This is a genomic window from Bradyrhizobium sp. OK095 (genome assembly GCF_900109945.1).
Lineage (GTDB): Bacteria > Pseudomonadota > Alphaproteobacteria > Rhizobiales > Xanthobacteraceae > Bradyrhizobium.
Genome location: NZ_FOBX01000008.1, coordinates 62,556 through 80,023 on the forward strand (window position 1 = coordinate 62,556; position 17,468 = coordinate 80,023).

The 17,468-nt window shown below is 64.1% G+C and carries 17 protein-coding genes; 14 read left to right on the forward strand and 3 right to left on the reverse strand.

What is annotated here, in order from left to right; genetic code table 11:
* The first annotated feature begins 27 nt into the window (after positions 1-27).
* Positions 28-588: a TetR/AcrR family transcriptional regulator gene (locus BMW89_RS21410; protein WP_092028997.1), complete on the forward strand. Its 561-nt coding sequence runs from the start codon at positions 28-30 to the stop codon at positions 586-588.
* 20 nt (positions 589-608) lie between these two features.
* Here the strand turns inward: BMW89_RS21410 and BMW89_RS21415 are convergent, their stop codons facing one another.
* Positions 609-1,034, reverse strand: coding sequence for a type II toxin-antitoxin system VapC family toxin (locus tag BMW89_RS21415; protein ID WP_092028998.1), 426 nt, complete (start codon positions 1,032-1,034; stop codon positions 609-611).
* Positions 1,031-1,324, reverse strand: coding sequence for a type II toxin-antitoxin system Phd/YefM family antitoxin (locus tag BMW89_RS21420; protein WP_092028999.1), 294 nt, complete (start codon positions 1,322-1,324; stop codon positions 1,031-1,033). Before BMW89_RS21420 ends, BMW89_RS21415 begins: the two co-directional genes overlap by 4 nt.
* A gap of 228 nt (positions 1,325-1,552) precedes the next feature.
* On the opposite strand from BMW89_RS21420, the gene glpD reads away from it, so the two are divergent.
* The 13 genes from glpD (at position 1,553) to BMW89_RS21485 (ending at position 16,776) form a co-directional block, all read left to right on the forward strand.
* Entirely contained in the window at positions 1,553-3,103 is a 1,551-nt protein-coding gene (gene glpD / locus BMW89_RS21425) for a glycerol-3-phosphate dehydrogenase (protein WP_092029000.1), read from the forward strand.
* Positions 3,100-4,176 carry an ABC transporter ATP-binding protein gene (locus BMW89_RS21430; protein WP_092029001.1) on the forward strand — a complete coding sequence of 359 codons (1,077 nt, stop codon included), beginning with the start codon at positions 3,100-3,102 and terminating at the stop codon, positions 4,174-4,176. Before glpD ends, BMW89_RS21430 begins: the two co-directional genes overlap by 4 nt.
* 12 nt (positions 4,177-4,188) lie before the next feature.
* Entirely contained in the window at positions 4,189-5,274 is a 1,086-nt protein-coding gene (locus BMW89_RS21435) for an ABC transporter ATP-binding protein (protein ID WP_092029002.1), read from the forward strand.
* Positions 5,274-6,176: a carbohydrate ABC transporter permease gene (locus BMW89_RS21440; RefSeq protein ID WP_092029003.1), complete on the forward strand. Its 903-nt coding sequence runs from the start codon at positions 5,274-5,276 to the stop codon at positions 6,174-6,176. The genes BMW89_RS21435 and BMW89_RS21440 overlap by 1 nt, the downstream gene beginning before the upstream one ends.
* A complete protein-coding gene (locus tag BMW89_RS21445; protein ID WP_092029317.1) occupies positions 6,176-6,982 on the forward strand; it encodes a carbohydrate ABC transporter permease in 807 nt (268 codons plus the stop codon). Before BMW89_RS21440 ends, BMW89_RS21445 begins: the two co-directional genes overlap by 1 nt.
* A gap of 68 nt (positions 6,983-7,050) precedes the next feature.
* Positions 7,051-7,380 (forward strand): DUF2160 domain-containing protein, encoded by a 330-nt coding sequence (locus tag BMW89_RS21450; protein WP_092029004.1) that lies wholly within the window; start codon positions 7,051-7,053, stop codon positions 7,378-7,380.
* 142 nt (positions 7,381-7,522) lie between these two features.
* Positions 7,523-9,265: an ABC transporter substrate-binding protein gene (locus BMW89_RS21455; RefSeq protein WP_177196254.1), complete on the forward strand. Its 1,743-nt coding sequence runs from the start codon at positions 7,523-7,525 to the stop codon at positions 9,263-9,265.
* Positions 9,266-9,508: 243 nt separating this feature from the next.
* Positions 9,509-10,987, forward strand: coding sequence for an FAD-binding oxidoreductase (locus BMW89_RS21460; RefSeq protein WP_092029006.1), 1,479 nt, complete (start codon positions 9,509-9,511; stop codon positions 10,985-10,987).
* A gap of 1 nt (position 10,988) precedes the next feature.
* Entirely contained in the window at positions 10,989-12,074 is a 1,086-nt protein-coding gene (locus BMW89_RS21465; RefSeq protein ID WP_092029007.1) for an ABC transporter substrate-binding protein, read from the forward strand.
* A 26-nt stretch (positions 12,075-12,100) separates the two neighbouring features.
* Positions 12,101-13,192 carry an ABC transporter ATP-binding protein gene (locus BMW89_RS21470; RefSeq protein ID WP_092029008.1) on the forward strand — a complete coding sequence of 364 codons (1,092 nt, stop codon included), beginning with the start codon at positions 12,101-12,103 and terminating at the stop codon, positions 13,190-13,192.
* Between the two features lie 11 nt (positions 13,193-13,203).
* Complete coding sequence (locus BMW89_RS21475; protein ID WP_092029318.1) at positions 13,204-14,961, forward strand: ABC transporter permease subunit; 1,758 nt, start codon at positions 13,204-13,206, stop codon at positions 14,959-14,961.
* Positions 14,962-14,994: 33 nt separating this feature from the next.
* Positions 14,995-15,900 carry a 4-hydroxy-tetrahydrodipicolinate synthase gene (gene dapA, locus BMW89_RS21480; RefSeq protein WP_092029009.1) on the forward strand — a complete coding sequence of 302 codons (906 nt, stop codon included), beginning with the start codon at positions 14,995-14,997 and terminating at the stop codon, positions 15,898-15,900.
* A 12-nt stretch (positions 15,901-15,912) separates the two neighbouring features.
* Positions 15,913-16,776 carry an IclR family transcriptional regulator gene (locus tag BMW89_RS21485; protein WP_092029010.1) on the forward strand — a complete coding sequence of 288 codons (864 nt, stop codon included), beginning with the start codon at positions 15,913-15,915 and terminating at the stop codon, positions 16,774-16,776.
* A 67-nt stretch (positions 16,777-16,843) separates the two neighbouring features.
* On the opposite strand, the gene BMW89_RS21490 is transcribed toward BMW89_RS21485, so the two are convergent.
* Positions 16,844-17,320, reverse strand: a complete 477-nt coding sequence (locus BMW89_RS21490) for a DoxX family protein (protein WP_092029319.1) — start codon at positions 17,318-17,320, stop codon at positions 16,844-16,846.
* Positions 17,321-17,468 lie beyond the last annotated feature (148 nt).

Sequence of the window (17,468 nt, forward strand, 5' to 3'; positions counted from 1 at the left end):
TCTATCGGTAGATAGACGGAGGCGGTGATGACGGCCGATACCAAGCAGGTGATCATGGATGCGGCCCGCGCGATGGTGCAGGCGCGCGGCTACAACGGCCTGAGCTTTCGCGAATTGGCCAAGGAGGTCGGTGTCAAGAGCGCCAGCGTCCACTATCATTTCCCGACCAAGGGCGACCTCGGCGCCGCGCTTGCGCGGCGCTATGCCGACGAGGCGATCGATATCCTGGACGGATTTCTAAAGGCCTCGCAGGACGCCGGAGCCTGCATGAGGATGTATACGGACGTCTTCCGTTCCGCGCTGTCGAACGACAACAGGATGTGCCTGTGCGGGATCATGGCCGCCGAGCACGATGATTTGCCGGCCGAGGTGAGGGCCGAGGTCGACAGGTTCACCGACGTCAACATCCGGTGGCTGGTCAAATTGCTATCGCGTGGAAAGAAGGCGGCAACTGAAGCGATTGAGCAGCGGGCGCTCGCGGTCTTCGCGGCCGTCGGTGGCGCACAGCTCGTGGCGCGCGGGCGAGGCGACATTGCGGTCTACGACGAGGCGATCGAGGCTTACCGGGCGGCAGGGTTACTGCCCTGATCTTCGTGTCGGCCAGCGTCTTATTCGCCGTCCCACGGGTTGAGCAGCGGGACGCCGAAAGCAGCAAAATCCTTCACATTGCGCGTAACGAGTGTGAGGTCGTTTGCGAGTGCGGTCGCTGCAAAGAATCCGTCCATCACGGACAACGCAATTCCACTGCGGCGGCTCTGCGCCATCAGGTCGCCCCAACGCTCCGCCACCGCATGGTCGATCGACAGGATGCGTTCGGCAAAGCGTTCCGGCAGATCGTGGGCGAGCCAGGCGGCCAGCGCTACGCGCCGACGTCCGTCATCCAGCAAGGCGATGCCGCGGCGCAGCTCGGCGATCGAGGCAACGCTGATGAATGCGCGATCCTCATCGACCGTATCGAGCCACGCCAAGACTTTCGGGGAGGGCGCCGGCCGCTGAAACTCCGATAGCACGTTGGTGTCGAGCAGCAGGTTCACGGCAGCCCGTCGCGCGGTTCGTCCTGCACGCGTTCGAGTTCGAGGTCGGCACCGCGTAGCGGCGAAGCCAGCAGGAATTCGGCCAGCGTGCCTTTACGTGCGGACTTTCGCGCCCACTCTTCGGCGGAAACGATCACGGCATTGGGCCTGCCGTGACGGGTGATGATCTGGGGGCCGGTTTGGGCGCGGTCGATCACCTCGGACAGGCGTGCCTTGGCGTTGGCAAGCGTCCAAGTGTTTTTCGGTGTGTCAGTCGGTGGCGAATCGGGAGCGGCAGTTTGGTCTGTCATGTTGAAGAACCAATGTGACTATTACGACTATATTGGCTCACGATGGCTATTCAAGAGCGCTGTTGCGTCTCGGATCATCGTCGGAAGTGCCCATTTTGGCGCCGGATTGCCCTTCGGAAAGTTCCTGTTTCACTTCCTTCCGCCTCTCTTTCGTCTTGCTTTCGTTTTTCGGTGTGATCTAATCAAAAACGAAAGTAACCATTCGACGAAACGAGTGGTCGCCGGGGGATGCGTCTGTTGGAGCGTATTTTCGATCTCGCCATCATTGGAGGCGGTGTTAACGGCTGCGGCATCGCGCGTGATGCGGTGGGCCGCGGCAACAGCGTTTTCCTGTGCGAAATGAACGATCTGGCCTCCGGGACGTCGTCCTGGTCGACCAAGCTGGTGCATGGCGGCCTGCGCTATCTCGAATATTACGAGTTTCGGCTGGTCCGCGAGGCGCTGATCGAGCGCGAGATTCTCTGGGGCATCGCCCCCCACATCATCCGCCCCTTACGTTTCGTTTTGCCGCACCACGCCGGTCTGCGCCCGGCCTGGCTGCTGCGCCTCGGTCTCTTTCTCTATGACCATATCGGCGGCCGTCATCTGCTGCCGGCAACCCGCTCGGTCGATCTCAGGCGCGACGTGGTCGGCAAACCGCTGATCCCGAATCGCTACAGTCGCGCCTTCGAGTATTCCGACTGCTTCGTCGATGATGCCCGCCTCGTTGTGCTCAACGCGCGCGATGCCGCCGACAAGGGCGCCGAGATTCGCACCCGCACCCGCGCGACGGATATCAAGCAGTCCAACGGCATCTGGACCGTGAGCATGGTCGACACGCTGACCGGCGCGCGCTCGCAGGTCCAGGCGAAGGCGCTGGTCAATGCCGGCGGCCCCTGGGTCGAGGACGTGCTCGGCCGCGGTGCCGGCGTCAACGCGAAAGCAAAAGTACGCCTGGTGCAGGGCTCGCACATCGTCGTGAAAAAGCTCTACGACCACGACCGCGCCTACATGTTCCAGAACGCCGACGGCCGCATCATCTTCGTGATCCCGTACCAGGACGACTTTACGTTGATCGGCACCACAGACCGTGACTATGACGGCGATCCGTCCAAGGTGAAGGCGACACCTGAGGAGATCCAGTATCTCTGCGCCGCCGCGAGCGAATATCTGGCAAAGCCCGTGACGTCCGACGACGTGGTCTGGACTTATTCCGGCGTACGCCCGCTTTATGACGACGGCGCCAGCGAAGCCAAGGCCGCGACCCGCGACTACGTGTTCGAGCTCGACACGCCCGGCGGCGCGCCGCTGCTCTCGATCTACGGCGGCAAGATCACGACTTACCGCCGCCTCGCCGAAGAGGCGCTGGAGCGGCTTTCGCCCTATCTCCGCAGCGCGAAGGCGCGCGAGGGCTGGACCGGGAAATGGCCGCTGCCGGGCGGCGACATGAACGTATCCGATATCGACGGGCTGATCGCCGAGCTTCAGCGCGGCTATACCTTCCTCAGCCACGAGCATGCGCGTCGTCTCGCACGCGCCTACGGCACCCGCGCCATCAAGCTGCTCGGCGATGCGAAATCGGCTGCCGATCTCGGCCAGTCCTTCGGCGCGACACTGACTGAACGCGAGGTCCGCTACCTCATGGTCAATGAATGGGCCGTCACCGCCGAGGACATTGTCTGGCGCCGCTCAAAACTCGGCCTGCGACTATCTGCCGACGAGATCGCCGCGCTTGACGACTGGATCAGGACCCACGCCGTGCCGCAAAGTCCCCTGCTGGAAGCGGGAGGACGCTCATGAGCGTGACACTCGATCACGTGACCCGGACCGTCGACGGTATCGAGCACATCCGCGATGTCTCGCTGACGCTCGAGAGCGGCACGCTCAACGTGCTGCTCGGGCCGACGCTGTCGGGCAAGACCTCGATCATGCGGCTGCTCGCCGGGCTCGACAAGCCGACCTCAGGCAAGGTGCTGGTCAACGGCAAGGACGTCACCGGCGCTGACGTGCGCAAGCGTTCGGTCGCGATGGTCTATCAGCAGTTCATCAATTACCCCTCGCTCACGGTTTATGAGAACATCGCCTCGCCCTTGCGCGTGCAGGGCAAGCCGCGCGCGGAAATCGAGGCGCGTGTGGCGGAGGCGGCAAGATTGCTCAGGCTCGAGCCGTTCCTGAAGCGCACGCCGCTCCAGCTCTCCGGCGGCCAGCAGCAGCGCACCGCGATCGCGCGCGCGCTGGTGAAGGGCGCCGATCTCGTGCTGCTCGACGAGCCGCTCGCCAATCTCGACTACAAGCTGCGTGAGGAGCTGCGCGCCGAACTTCCGCGCATCTTCGAGGCCTCCGGCGCGATCTTCGTCTATGCCACCACCGAGCCGACCGAGGCGCTGCTGCTCGGCGGCAACACGGTGTGCATGTGGCAGGGGCAGGCGCTCCAGATCGGCGAGACCGCCAATGTCTACCGTCGTCCGCAGACGCTGCGGGTTGCGCAGGTGTTCTCCGATCCGCCGCTCAATCTCGTCGGCATCGAGAAGAACAACGGCTCCGTGCAATATGCCGGCGGCATTGCCGCGCCGGCCTCCGGTCTCTATTCGTCGCTGGCCGACGGCGCCTATCGCGTCGGCTTTCGCGCGCATCAGCTTGCGCTCGCCAATGGCGAGGCCGATCGCCACGCCTTCCACGCCACTGTCACGGTGACCGAGATCACCGGTTCGGAGAGTTTCGTGCATCTGACCCGCGACGGATCGAACTGGGTGGCGGTGCTGCACGGCGTGCATGAGTTTGAGCCCGGCCAGATGCTGGATGCCGTGCTCGATCCCAACGATGTCTTTGTGTTCGATGCGGCCGATCGCCTCGTCGCGGCACCGAGCTCTTGAGGGAGATGCGATATGGCCCGCATTGACCTCGTCGATCTCGCCCATTCCTACGGCGGCAATGATGCGCCGCAGGACACTTTCGCGCTGAAGCCGGTGACCATGACCTGGCGGCAGGGCGGCGCCTATGCGCTGCTCGGCCCGTCCGGCTGCGGCAAGACCACGCTGCTCAACGTCATCTCCGGCATCATCACGCCGTCGAGCGGCAAAATCCTGTTCGACGGCCAGGACATCACACCGCTGTCAACCCAGAAGCGCAACATCGCCCAGGTGTTCCAGTTTCCGGTGATCTACGACACCATGACGGTGGGGCAAAATCTGGCGTTTCCGCTGAAAAATCGCGGCGTGCCGAAGGCCGAGATCGACAAGCGCGTCGCCGAGATCGGCCGCCTGCTCGATCTCGAACCTTATCTCAATCGCAAGGCGACGCGGCTCACGGCGGATGCCAAGCAGAAGATATCGCTCGGCCGCGGTCTGGTCCGCTCCGACGTCGCCGCCGTGCTGTTCGACGAGCCGCTGACCGTGATCGATCCCGAGCTGAAATGGCAGCTCCGCTCCAAGCTCAAGGCGCTGCATCGCGAGCTCGATCTCACGATGATCTACGTCACCCATGACCAGACCGAGGCGCTGACCTTCGCGGACACCGTCGTCGTCATGCATGATGGCCGCGTGGTGCAGAGCGGCACGCCGGCCGAGCTGTTCGACAAGCCGGCGCATACGTTCGTCGGCTATTTCATCGGCTCGCCCGGTATGAACATCATTCCGGCCGAGGTGAGGGGACGCGAGGCCAAGGTCGACGGACACGTCATCGCGCTCAACCGCGCTTACGACAATCTGCCCGCAGGCGCCAAGATCGAGATCGGCGTGCGGCCCGAATTCGTCGACGCTGTCGCGCCTGCGCCCGGCCTGCTCACGTCAAAAATCGAGCGTATCGACGACCTCGGCCGCATTCGCTTCGCGCGCGTGCGCATCGGCGACGCAAAACTCGCTGCCCGCGCGCCGAACGGCTTCACCAGCTCCGACGGCAATGCCGGGCTGAAATTCGATCCGGCGCACATCCACGTCTATGCCGACAGTCTTCTGGTCGAGGGAGCTGCCTGATGGACAAGACGATCAACCAAAAAGCCTGGTTCCTGGTGCTGCCGGTGTTCCTGGTCGTCGCCTTCTCCGCGGTGCTGCCGCTGATGACGGTGGTGAACTATTCGATGCAGGACACGTTCGGCAACAACCAGTTCTTCTGGAACGGTGTCGGCTGGTTCAAGGAATTGCTCGATCCCTCGACCGATCTCGGCGGCCGCTTCCTCGCCTCCCTCGGCCGCAATCTGTTTTTCTCGCTGGTGATCCTCGCGATCGAGGTGCCGCTCGGCATCGTCGTGGCGCTGTCGATGCCGCGCGACGGCTGGACGGTCGCGGCCTGCCTCGTCACCCTCGCGCTGCCGCTGCTGATTCCGTGGAACGTGGTCGGGACGATCTGGCAGATTTTTGGCCGGCCCGACATCGGCCTGCTCGGCTATACGCTCAATGCGATGGGCCTCGACTACAATTACGTCTCGAACGCCGTCGATGCCTGGATCACGGTTATCGTGATGGACGTCTGGCATTGGACCAGCCTCGTCGCGCTGTTGTGTTATGCCGGACTGAAGTCGATCCCGGAGGCCTATTACCAGGCCGCCCAGATCGACGGCGCCTCGCGCTGGGCCGTGTTCAAGGCGATCCAGTTGCCGAAGATGAATCGCGTCCTCTTGATCGCCGTGCTGCTGCGCTTCATGGACAGTTTCATGATCTACACCGAGCCGTTCGTCGTCACCGGCGGCGGACCCGGCAACTCGACGACCTTCGTATCGATCGAGCTCGTCAAGATCGCGCTCGGCCAGTTCGATCTCGGCAAGGCCGCAGCACTCTCGCTGGTCTATAATCTGATCATCCTGATCGTCTGCTGGATCTTCTACACCGTCATGACCAATGCCGGCAGCGAGCGGAAGCCGCAGGAAGGAGCCGTGTGATGCACTCGATCCCCGGCCGCCGCCTCATCATGGCGCTGTTCCTGATCTTCCTGCTGTTGCCGATCTACTGGCTCGTCAATATGAGCTTCAAGACCAACGCCGAGATCGTCTCGACGATGACGCTGTGGCCGCATACGCCGACGCTGCAGCACTACAAGCGCATCTTCACCGACGAGAGCTGGTACTCCGGCTACATCAACTCGCTGGAATACGTCCTCCTCAACACCATCATCTCGATTTCGGTGGCGTTGCCCGCAGCCTACGCGTTTTCGCGCTACCGCTTCCTCGGCGACAAGCATCTGTTCTTCTGGCTGCTGTCGAACCGGATGGCGCCGGCCGCGGTCTACGCGCTGCCGTTCTTCAACCTCTATTCGGCGATCGGGCTGTTCGATACGCCGTGGGCGGTCGCGCTCGCGCATTGCATCTTCAACGTGCCGCTGGCGGTGTGGATCCTCGAAGGCTTTGTGTCCGGCGTGCCGCGTGAGATCGACGAGACCGCCTTCCTCGACGGTTATTCCTTCCCGCGCTTCTTCATCAGGATCCTGGTGCCGTTGATCGCGAGCGGCATCGGCGTCGCCGCCTTCTTCTGCTTCATGTTCTCCTGGGTCGAGCTGCTGCTCGCGCGCACGCTGACCTCGGTGCAGACCAAGCCCATCGCCGCGATCATGACGCGCACGGTGTCGGCGGCGGGCATGGACTGGGGGCTCCTGGCAGCCGCCGGCGTGCTCACCATCATTCCGGGCGCGCTGGTGATCTGGTTCGTTCGCAACTACATCGCGCGCGGTTTCGCGCTCGGCCGGGTGTGAGGAGCGCGCATGATCCCGAAAAGTGGAAACCGGTTTTCGGACCAGATCATGCGCAAGGAGTAGAGCCAATGGAATCCATCGCATGGATGGCCTGGACGTTGCCGACCGCGATCTTCTTCGTGGCGCTCGCCTGCACCCTCGCCGTCATGACGTACCTTGCCGCGGGCTATCCCGAAGCCGAGCGCGTCGGGGTGCTGCGTATCCCGACCACGCGCGGCGACCGCCTGTTCATCTCGCTGATCGCGGCCGCCGTCATCCATCTCGTGTGGATCGGCCTCGTCGGCACCGACGCGATCGCCACGCTGCCGATCGGCGAGGAAGGTATTGAGATTTCGAGCCTGTGGCTCGCTTCAGGGGTTTCGCTTGTCATGGCCGCGCTCGTTTTTCGCACGGTCTGAAGCTCGCGAAGGAACGGCCAGATCCGGGGGCAATCCGGGTCTGTATAAAAGTTTGTCGCTGCAACGGAGGAACAACATGCGACAGTTTAGGAGAAGGGAACGTCCATTGACCAAGAATAACTTCAAGAACAGCTTTCTGACCATGTCCAGCGCCGCTGCAATCATTGCAGTGTCGTTCGCCGTCTCGGCACCGGTTCGCGCCGCCGACGACGCAGCGATCCAGAAGTGGATCGCGGAATTCCAGCCCTCGACGCTGTCGAAGGACGAGCAGAAGAAGGAGCTGGAGTGGTTCGCCAAGGCCGCCGAGCCCTTCAAGGGCATGGAGATCAACGTCGTCTCCGAGACCATCGCGACCCACGAATACGAGTCGCAGACGCTGGCCAAGGCGTTCACCGAGCTGACCGGCATCAAGCTCAAGCACGACATCATCCAGGAAGGTGACGTCGTCGAGAAGCTGCAGACCCAGATGCAGTCCGGCAAGAACGTGTATGACGGCTGGATCAACGATTCCGACCTGATCGGCACGCACTTCCGTTACGGCAGCACGATCGCGCTGTCGGACTACATGACCGGCGAGGGCAAGGACGTCACCGATCCCAAGCTCGACGTCAACGACTTCATCGGCAAGTCGTTCGGTACCGCGCCGGATGGCAAGCTCTACCAGCTTCCCGACCAGCAGTTCGCCAACCTCTACTGGTTCCGCTACGACTGGTTCACCAACCCCGACTACAAGGCCAAGTTCAAGGCCAAGTATGGCTACGAGCTCGGCGTTCCCGTGAACTGGTCGGCCTATGAAGACATCGCCGAGTTCTTCACCAACGACATCAAGGAGATCAACGGCGTCAAGGTCTACGGCCATATGGACTATGGCAAGAAGGACCCCTCGCTCGGATGGCGTTTCACCGACGCCTGGCTGTCGATGGCCGGCAACGGTGACAAGGGCATTCCGAACGGTCTGCCGGTCGACGAGTGGGGCATCCGCATGGAAGGCTGCCGTCCGGTCGGCTCAAGCGTGGAGCGTGGTGGTGACACCAACGGTCCCGCCGCGGTCTACTCGATCACGAAGTACCTGGAGTGGATGAAGAAGTACGCTCCGCCGCAGGCTCAGGGCATGACCTTCTCCGAGTCGGGTCCGGTGCCGGCGCAGGGCAACATCGCCCAGCAGATGTTCTGGTACACCGCCTTCACCGCCGACATGGTGAAGCCGGGCATCGCCGTGATGAACGCGGACGGTACGCCGAAGTGGCGTATGGCTCCGTCGCCGCACGGTTCGTACTGGAAGGAAGGCATGAAGCTCGGCTATCAGGACGCGGGCTCGCTCACGCTTCTGAAGTCGACCCCGGCGGATCGCCGCAAGGCAGCGTGGCTGTATCTCCAGTTCATCGTCTCCAAGACGGTGTCGCTGAAGAAGAGCCATGTCGGTCTCACGTTCATTCGTGAATCCGACATCTGGGACAAGTCGTTCACGGAGCGTGCGCCGAAGCTCGGCGGCCTGATCGAGTTCTACCGCTCGCCCGCGCGCGTGCAGTGGACCCCGACCGGCAACAACGTGCCCGACTATCCGAAGCTCGCGCAGCTGTGGTGGCAGAACATCGGCGATGCGTCGTCCGGTTCGAAGACGCCGCAAGCCGCGATGGACGCGCTGGCCGCTGCCCAGGACTCCGTGATGGAGCGTCTGGAGAAGTCCGGCGTGCAGGGCGCCTGCGGTCCGAAGCTGCACAAGAAGGAGTCGGCCGAGTTCTGGTTCGCCAAGGCCCAGAAGGACGGCACGATTGCTCCGCAGCGCAAGCTCGCCAACGAGAAGCCGAAGGGCGAGACGATCGACTACGACACGCTGATCAAGTCGTGGCCGGCCACCCCGCCCAAGCGCGCGGAAGCCAAGTAAGCGGCGCGCAGAGCGCATCATCACGAACGAAAGGCCGGGAGCGATCCCGGCCTTTTTTCTTTGTGTACTCCGCTGCGCTCGCAATGACGACGGAGGCGCGTCCCCGCGACGCAGGCGGACACCGCCGCTTGACTCCCTGTCATACCGAATTCATTATCAGCATAATGCGATTGAAGTAATCGTATTTCGATTATTTTCGCAAAAGCCGTTTGGGCCAACGTCGGCCCGTCCCGGAGGCTGCTGATGGCATTGATCGAGGCGTTCAAGCGATTGCTGGGCGACACGGCCGTGCTGACGCGCGAGGAGGACCTCGCGGGCCTCACCGAGGATTGGCGCGGCCGCTATCAGGCCCCGGCGCTCTGCGCGGTTCTCCCCTCCAGCACCGAGCAGGTCGCGGCCATCGTCCGGCTCTGCATCGCGGACGGTACGCCCGTGCTGCCGCAGGGCGGCAACACCAGCCTGTGCGGCGGCGCGACGCCGACAGGGCAGGGCAGGCCGCCGGTGATCGTCGCGCTGACGCGCATGCGGAAAATCCGCTCGCTCGATCCCGTCAACAACACCATGGTGGTCGATTCCGGCTGCGTGCTTGCGACGATTCAGGAGACGGCCGTGGCGGCGGGCCGGCTCTATCCGGTCAGTCTCGGTGCCGAGGGCTCGTGCCAGATCGGCGGCAACATCGCCACCAATGCCGGCGGCACCGGCGTGCTGCGCTACGGCAATACGCGCGACAACGTGCTCGGCCTCGAGGTCGTGCTGCCGGACGGCGCGATCTGGGACGGCCTCTACGCGCTGCGCAAGAACAACACCGGCTACGATCTCAAACATCTCTTCATCGGTTCCGAAGGCACCCTCGGCATCATCACCGGCGCGGTGCTGAAGCTGCATCCGCTGCCGACAGCGGAGGCTGTCGCATGGCTTGCAGTCGACAGTCCGCAAGCAGCCCTCGATGTGCTCGGCCTGTTCCAGGCGACCTGCAGTTCGCGGCTCTCGGCTTTCGAGCTGATGAACGCGAAGCAGATCGCGCTCGTGCTCGAGCAGGTGCCGGGCCGGCGCTGTCCGGTCGCGGAGATCGACAGCTGGCACGTCCTGGTCGAGCTGTCGGATACCGGCGATGCAAGCGCGCTCGCGGCGACGATGCAGACGGTGCTCGAGCGTGCGCTCGAGGCGGGGCTCATCAGCGATGGCGTGGTCGCCGCGAGCGAAGCGCAGCGCAAGGCGATGTGGCTGGTGCGTCACAGCGTATCGGAAGCCAACAAGAAGGCCGGTGTCGGCCTCACCTCGGACAGCGCGGTCCCGGTGTCGGCGGTGCCCGCCTTCATCGCGCAGGCCATGAGCGCGGTCCACGCCATCATTCCGGATCTGCCGTTCGTCATCGTCGGCCATATGGGTGACGGCAACGTCCATCTCATTCCCTTCTTCAGCTTCGCGGAATGGGAGGCCCTGGACGATCGCGAGGCGGTCGGGGAACGCATCCGCCATGCCGTCAACGATGTCGCGGCTTCGCTGCGTGGCACCTTCAGCGCTGAGCACGGCGTTGGCCGGACGCTGATGGAGCAGATGTCCCGCTACAAGCAGCCGGTCGAGCTCGCGCTGATGCGCGCAGTCAAGCAGGCGTTCGATCCGTTGGGCCTGTTCAATCCCGGCCACGTGCTGCCGCCGCCGTCCGCGGCCGATGCCGCCGCCGCTTCGCCGACCATCGCACCATCGCAAACAGGGGACTGACATGACCAACGCACCGAAGATTATCACTTCCCGCCGCCGCCTTCTGCTCAGCGCAGGAGCCGGGGCCGTCGCACTCGCCGCACCTTCTGTCTGGTCGCCGTCCCGCGCCGCCGGCAAGCGCATCGTCGTGCGCGACGATGGCGGCATCTACACCAAGGCTTATGGCGCCGTTTACTACCGGCCTTTCACCGAGGCGACGGGGATCGAGGTCGTCGGCGTGCAGGCCAATGCCGAGCCGGTCGCCCAGATCAAGACCATGGTCGACACCAAGAACTACACTTGGGACATGGCCAAGATCTCCTGGCCCGCGATCGAGATCTTGACCACCGGCGGCAAGCAATATCTCGAGAAGCACGGCCTCGAATCCGAGCCGGTGATCAAGTCGATTCCGGCCGAATATGCGTCGGCTTACGGCGTCGCCACCAACATCTACACCACCGTGCTCGCCTATCGCACCGATGCGTTCAAGGGCCGCAAGGCACCGCAGTCCTGGGCCGATTTCTGGAACGTGGCCGACTTCCCCGGACGCCGCTCGGTGCGCAAGCACCCGTTCGACACGATCGAGGAAGCGCTGATGGGCGCGGGCGCACCGAGCGCGCAGGTCTACCCTTGCGATCTCGCCAAGGCCTTTGCCACGCTCGACAAGATCAAGTCGCAGGTCGCGGTGTGGTGGACCAGCGGCGCGCAGGTCGAGCAGATGCTGACCTCGGGCGAGATCGACCTGCTTCCGACCTGGGTGTCGCGCGCACAGTCTGCGCAGGCGGCCGGAGCGCCCGTCGAGATCGTCTGGAACCAGGGGGTCTGGGGCGCCGACAATTGGTCGATCCTCGCCGGCACGCCGAATGCGGATGCCTGTCGCGAGTTCATCAAGTTCGCCTCCGATCCGAAGCGGCAGGCGGCGCTCGTCGAATATTTCCCGGCCGGTCTCACCCAGCCGGAGGCCTTCAACTACATCAAGCCGGAGGTTGCCAAAAATTGTCCGAGCTATCCTGACAACATCAAGGCCGGGCTGAAGATCGATGCGAAGTTCTGGTACAACAACCAGGCCGCCGTCATTGAGCGCTTCAACAGCTGGATCCTGGCTTGACCGGATCAAACCGATCGGAGCGGCCCATGGTCTCGTCGAGTCTGCGCATTCACGAGCTGTGCAAGCGCTACGGCGACTTCGTCGCGCTGGCGCCGACCAGCCTCGACGTCGCCAAGGGGGAGTTTCTCACCCTGCTTGGCCCGTCGGGATCTGGCAAGACGACGATGCTCAGCCTGATCGCGGGCCTCGCCCATCCCGACGAGGGGCGGATCCTGATCGACGACACCGATGTCACGCATAGCCCGGCCTATGCGCGCGACATCGGCGTCGTGTTTCAGAACTACGCGCTGTTTCCTCACATGACGATCGAGGACAACATCGCGTTTCCGTTGAAGATGCGGAAGGTGGCCGACGCGGAAGCGCGCCGGCGCACCGCCGAGGCGCTGGAGACGGTGCACCTGCCGCACGTTGCAAAGCGCTACCCGCGCGAATTGTCCGGCGGCCAGCAGCAGCGCATCGCGCTGGCGCGCTGCATCGTCTACCGCCCGGCGATCATCCTGATGGACGAGCCGCTCGGCGCGCTCGACAAGAAGCTGCGCGACCAGATGCAGCTCGAGATCAAGCGCATCCATCGCGAGCTCGGCACCACGATTGTCTACGTGACCCACGACCAGGAAGAGGCGATGACCATGTCGGATCGCATCTGCCTGATGAACGCGGGCGCGATCGAGCAGCTCGGCACGCCGCAGGATCTCTACTTCCGGCCGCGCTCGGTGTTCGTCGCCGACTTTCTCGGCGAGTCCAATCTGCTCAGCGCCATTGTGCGTCGCGTCGACGGCGAGGGGCTCGACATCGTCCTGACCGAGCAGGCCGCGGCCTCGCGCGCGGTCGGCAACGGCTCCCGTTTCGCCGCCGGCGAGCCGATCAAGGTCATGGTGCGCCCGCAGAACCTCGTGGTGGCCGAGGCGGGCGGCGGCCAGCTGTCCGGCCGGATCACGGACGTGATGATCAGCGGCAGCCTGACGCGGCTTTACATTGCGCCGGAGACTGTGGGCCTGCCGCAACTCGTTGCCGCGCATCCGACCCGCAGCGGCTCGGCGCCCTACGAGATCGGCCAGCGTCTGTCGCTCGGATGGCATGCGGCGGACGCTGTCGCGATCCACGACGGGGGGATCTGAGCTTGGCCGGCATGCGTGCGACATCGCGAAGGCTGGCCTGGACGCGGGCTGCGATGGGCGCACCGCTGGTGCTGCTGCTCGTGCTGTTCCTGGTCTATCCTGTCGGCCAGTTGCTGCTGCTCAGTGTCTACGGCGACAATGGCTTCACGCTCGCGCCATATCGCCAGCTCTTTGCCTCGTCGGTCTATCTCGACGTTCTCCTGATCACGCTGAAGATATCGCTGGCGACCACGCTGGTCTGCGTCGTCGCGGGCTATCCGATCGCCTATCTGATTTCGGTCGTCGGCAAGGAGCGCAAGGCGACGCTGCTGTTCTGGGTGCTGTTGTCGTTCTGGACCAGCTTCCTGGTCCGCGCCTTTGCCTGGATCGTGCTGTTGGGGCGCAACGGCGTCATCAACAAGCTGCTGATCTCGCTCGGCATCATCTCGAGCCCGGCGAGCCTGCTCTACAATTTCGGCAGCGTCCTCGTCGGCATGGTGAATGCGCTGCTCCCGCTCGCCGTGCTGACCATGCTCTCGGTGATGGAAAACATCGACCGCACCTTGCCGCGCGCGGCCGCCACGCTCGGGGCGCGGCCGGGCATGGCGTTCTGGAAGATCTATTTTCCGCTGTCGCTGCCCGGCGTCACTGCTGCGGGGATCATGGTGTTCGTCACCGCGATCGGCTTCTTCATCGTGCCGGCGCTGCTCGGCGGACGCCGCGAGACCATGATCACGCAGCTCATCATCGACCAAGTCCAGCAGACCATGAACTGGGGTTTTGCCGGTGCGATCTCGGTGCTGCTGCTGGTCGTCGTGCTCGTCGTGTTTGCCGCCTATGACCGGCTGCTCGGCCTGTCGACCATGACCGGCGCATCCGCACCGCGGAACGCTGCGCCGTCGCGTTTGTCGGGCCCGTTCACGAAGGCCGGCGATGCGCTGCTCACGCTGCTCGGCGCGATCTCCGACCGCATCATTCTGCTGCTGCCGTCACGCCGTCGCGACCGCAATCCTGATCAGGCCGGCATGGGTTTGCAGGCCTTCGTCTGGACCATGCTGCTGATCATCAGCGCGCCGACGATCCTGATGATTCCGCTGTCGTTCGGCACTGGCGGCCTCAACTGGCCGCCGCAGGGCTTTACCCTGCATTGGTATGAGACGGTGCTGAATTCGCCGGTCTGGACCCAGGCCATGCTGCGCTCGCTGCTGGTCGGAATCGGCACCGGGCTGCTGGCCATGCTGATCGGCACGCCAGCCGCGTTCCTGCTGGTGCGCAGCGACATCCGCGGCAAGGCGGCGTGGCTCGCCTTCATCCTGTCGCCGATCGTCGTGCCGCGCATGATCATCGCGGTCGGTCTGTTCTACGTCTTCGCGCAGATGGGCCTAGTCGGCAGCGCCGTCGGCCTCGTTCTCGGACACACCGTCGTTGCCGTGCCCTATGTTGTGATGACCATGATGGCTGTGCTGCGCAATTACGACACGCGGCTCGACCATGCCGCGCAGAGCCTCGGCGCGGGCCCGATCGCGACGCTGCGCTACGTCACCTTCCCGATCCTCGGCGCCGGCATGATGTCGTCGTTCCTGTTCGCTTTCGCAACCTCGTTCGACGAGCTGACCATCGCGCTGTTTGCGACCGGTGGCCTCAACGCGACGCTGCCAAAGCAGTTCTGGGACGAGGTGACGCTTCAGGTCTCGCCCGCGATCGCCGCCGTCTCGACCTGCCTGTTCGTTTTCATGGGGTTGCTGATCTTCGTCGCCGAACGCCTGCGCCGGCGTGCGGCCGCGAGATAGCCGTCCCGCTTCCCAACCAGAGGTTCTCAAATCATGCTCACTGCCAATCGCCTCCGCGGCCTGTTCCCGGCCATTCCCACCCCGGTCAAGGCCGACGACACCATCGACGCCGGCGCGGTCTCGGCCATGTTCACCTGGCTCAACAAGCAGGGCATCGACGGCGTGGTGCCGCTCGGCGGCACCGGCGAATATGGTGCGCTGGCGCGCGCCGAGCGCATCAAGATGGCCGGCCTGTCTGTGAAGGCCATGGCGGGCAAGGGCCCGGTCATTGCCGGCGTGCTCGACACCGGCTTCCACGATGCCCTCCAGGCCGGCCGTGAATTCGCAGCCGAAGGCGTGGACGGCCTGCTCGTGCTTACGCCATACTACACCAACCCGACTCAGGCGGGCGTCCGCGACTATTTCCTGCGCTATGCCGATGCCTCGCCCGTGCCCATCCTGATCTACGAAATTCCCTATCGCACCCGGATCGCGATCGAGCCCAAGATCCTGCATGAGCTTTCCAGGCATCCCAACATCATCGGCATGAAGGCCTGTAACCTCGACATGTATCATTTCCTCCAGGTCGTGGCCGGCGTCGACGAGAGCTTTGCAGTCTTGAGCGGCGAGGACAGCCTGTTTCCGCTGCATCTGGCGGCGGGCGCGAAGGGCGGCATCATCGTCACGGCGTGCCTGTTGCCGCGCGCCTGGCGCCAGATCTACGAGACTGCGACGGCCGGCAAGACCGCAGAAGCCCTCAGCCTTCATCGCCGGCTGATCCCGCTGATGAACATGGCATTCGCCGAAACCAATCCGGGACCGATGAAAGCCGTGATGGATCTCGTCGGCGTCGAGGCGCCGCGTATGCTCGCGCCGCTGGTCCAGCCGGCACCGGCGTTGGTCGCGTCGCTCCGCGCCGAGCTCGGCCGGCAGCTGGCGATCTCGGAAGGGCTTGCTTGAGAGGATGGCAGCATGGCGCGTAGCAGCCGGGACGGGACTATCCGCACCGTGAAGGCCGCGGGGAAGAGCGGCGCCAAGGTGACCGAGAAGGGCGCCGAACAGCGCTCGTCCCTGTTCGTCGGCTCGACCGAGAAGGCGTTCCAGGTGCTGCATGCCTTCGACGGGCCGCAGCGCTACATGACGCTGGCCGACATCGCTCGCGCCGCGGATCTCGACCGCAGCGCCACCCAGCGCCTGGTCTACACCCTGGAGACGCTCGGCTATCTCAAGCGGATCGAGGGCACGCGCAATTACGGCCTCACCTCGAAAGTGCTCCAGTTCTCGCACAGCTATCTCAAGGCCAACGATTTGATCGACCGGGCCTCGCCCTACCTGCTCGAGATCAGCCGCAATCTCGGGGAGACGACCAATCTGCACGAGCTGGATGGCCACGAGGTCGTCTTCGTGGCGCGCTTTCCGGGCGCCCATCTCATCAACATCGACATCGTGATCGGCAGCCGGTTGCCGACCTTCTTCACGGCGTCGGGCACCGCGATGCTGTCAGCGCTGCCCGAGGAGGAGCGGCTCGATCTTTTGAAGCGGACGCCGCGAACGCCGCTGACGCCCTTCACGGTGACCGACCCGAAGGCGCTGCTAGAGCGTGTGCACGTCGCCGCCCAACGCGGCTACGCCGTCATCATGAATGAGACCGTGATGGGCGACATTTCGGTCGCCGCTCCCATCATCGACGAGCACGGCCGTGCCGTTGCCGCGATCAACATCTCGGTGCCGACGACGCGCTGGACGAAGGAGCGTGCCGAAGCCGAATTGGCGCAGCACGTCCACGTCGCGGCCACCTCGATCTCGAAATCGAAGTTCAACCGCTACGCCGCCTGAGACGCGGGCGGGGCAACAAAAAAGCCGGGAGCGATCCCGACCTTTTGCTTTGTTCCCTCTGGAGCGCTCATCCGGCCGTCGGCCTGAGCGCGGCAGGTGCAAACCCAGTCGCCGGCGCAGACTTCAGATAGGCCTTCCAGGCGTTGACGGCGACAGCGAGGGCCGTGATGCCCCAAAACACCGGATATTCGTAGCCGCCCGTGTTCCAGGTCCAGCCGAATCCCTTGACGACCTGCAGCGAATAAACTGCCATTGCCATCAGAGCGACGGCGCCGAGCGCGGCGAAGCGCGTACAGATTCCGAGGATCAAGGCGATCGCGGTTGCTGCCTCGGCCGCAGCCGCGAGAACAACCCATGCCTCGGCGGGATGGAATCCGGCGTGAGAGAAAAAACCTACGATCGCGGGGTTCAGTCCCGCGCCGACGAACTTGCCTGCCACGTGTGGAAGGAAGAACGCGCCGCAGGCAATCCGTATGATGTTTTCACTCTTGGTGAGATCAAAACTGTCCCCCTTGATGCGGAAATCGTCCAGCTGAATGAGCATGATGAGGCCCCCTTGATGATTGCTCAGCGTACTGTCATTTCCGGTCTCGGCATTGATTCTGGTCAAATCCGGCGACTACGATGGCCGGACTCGTCCCGGCGTCCGCGCAAAGAAAAAGGCCGGGAGCGATCCCGGCCTTTCTGTTTGT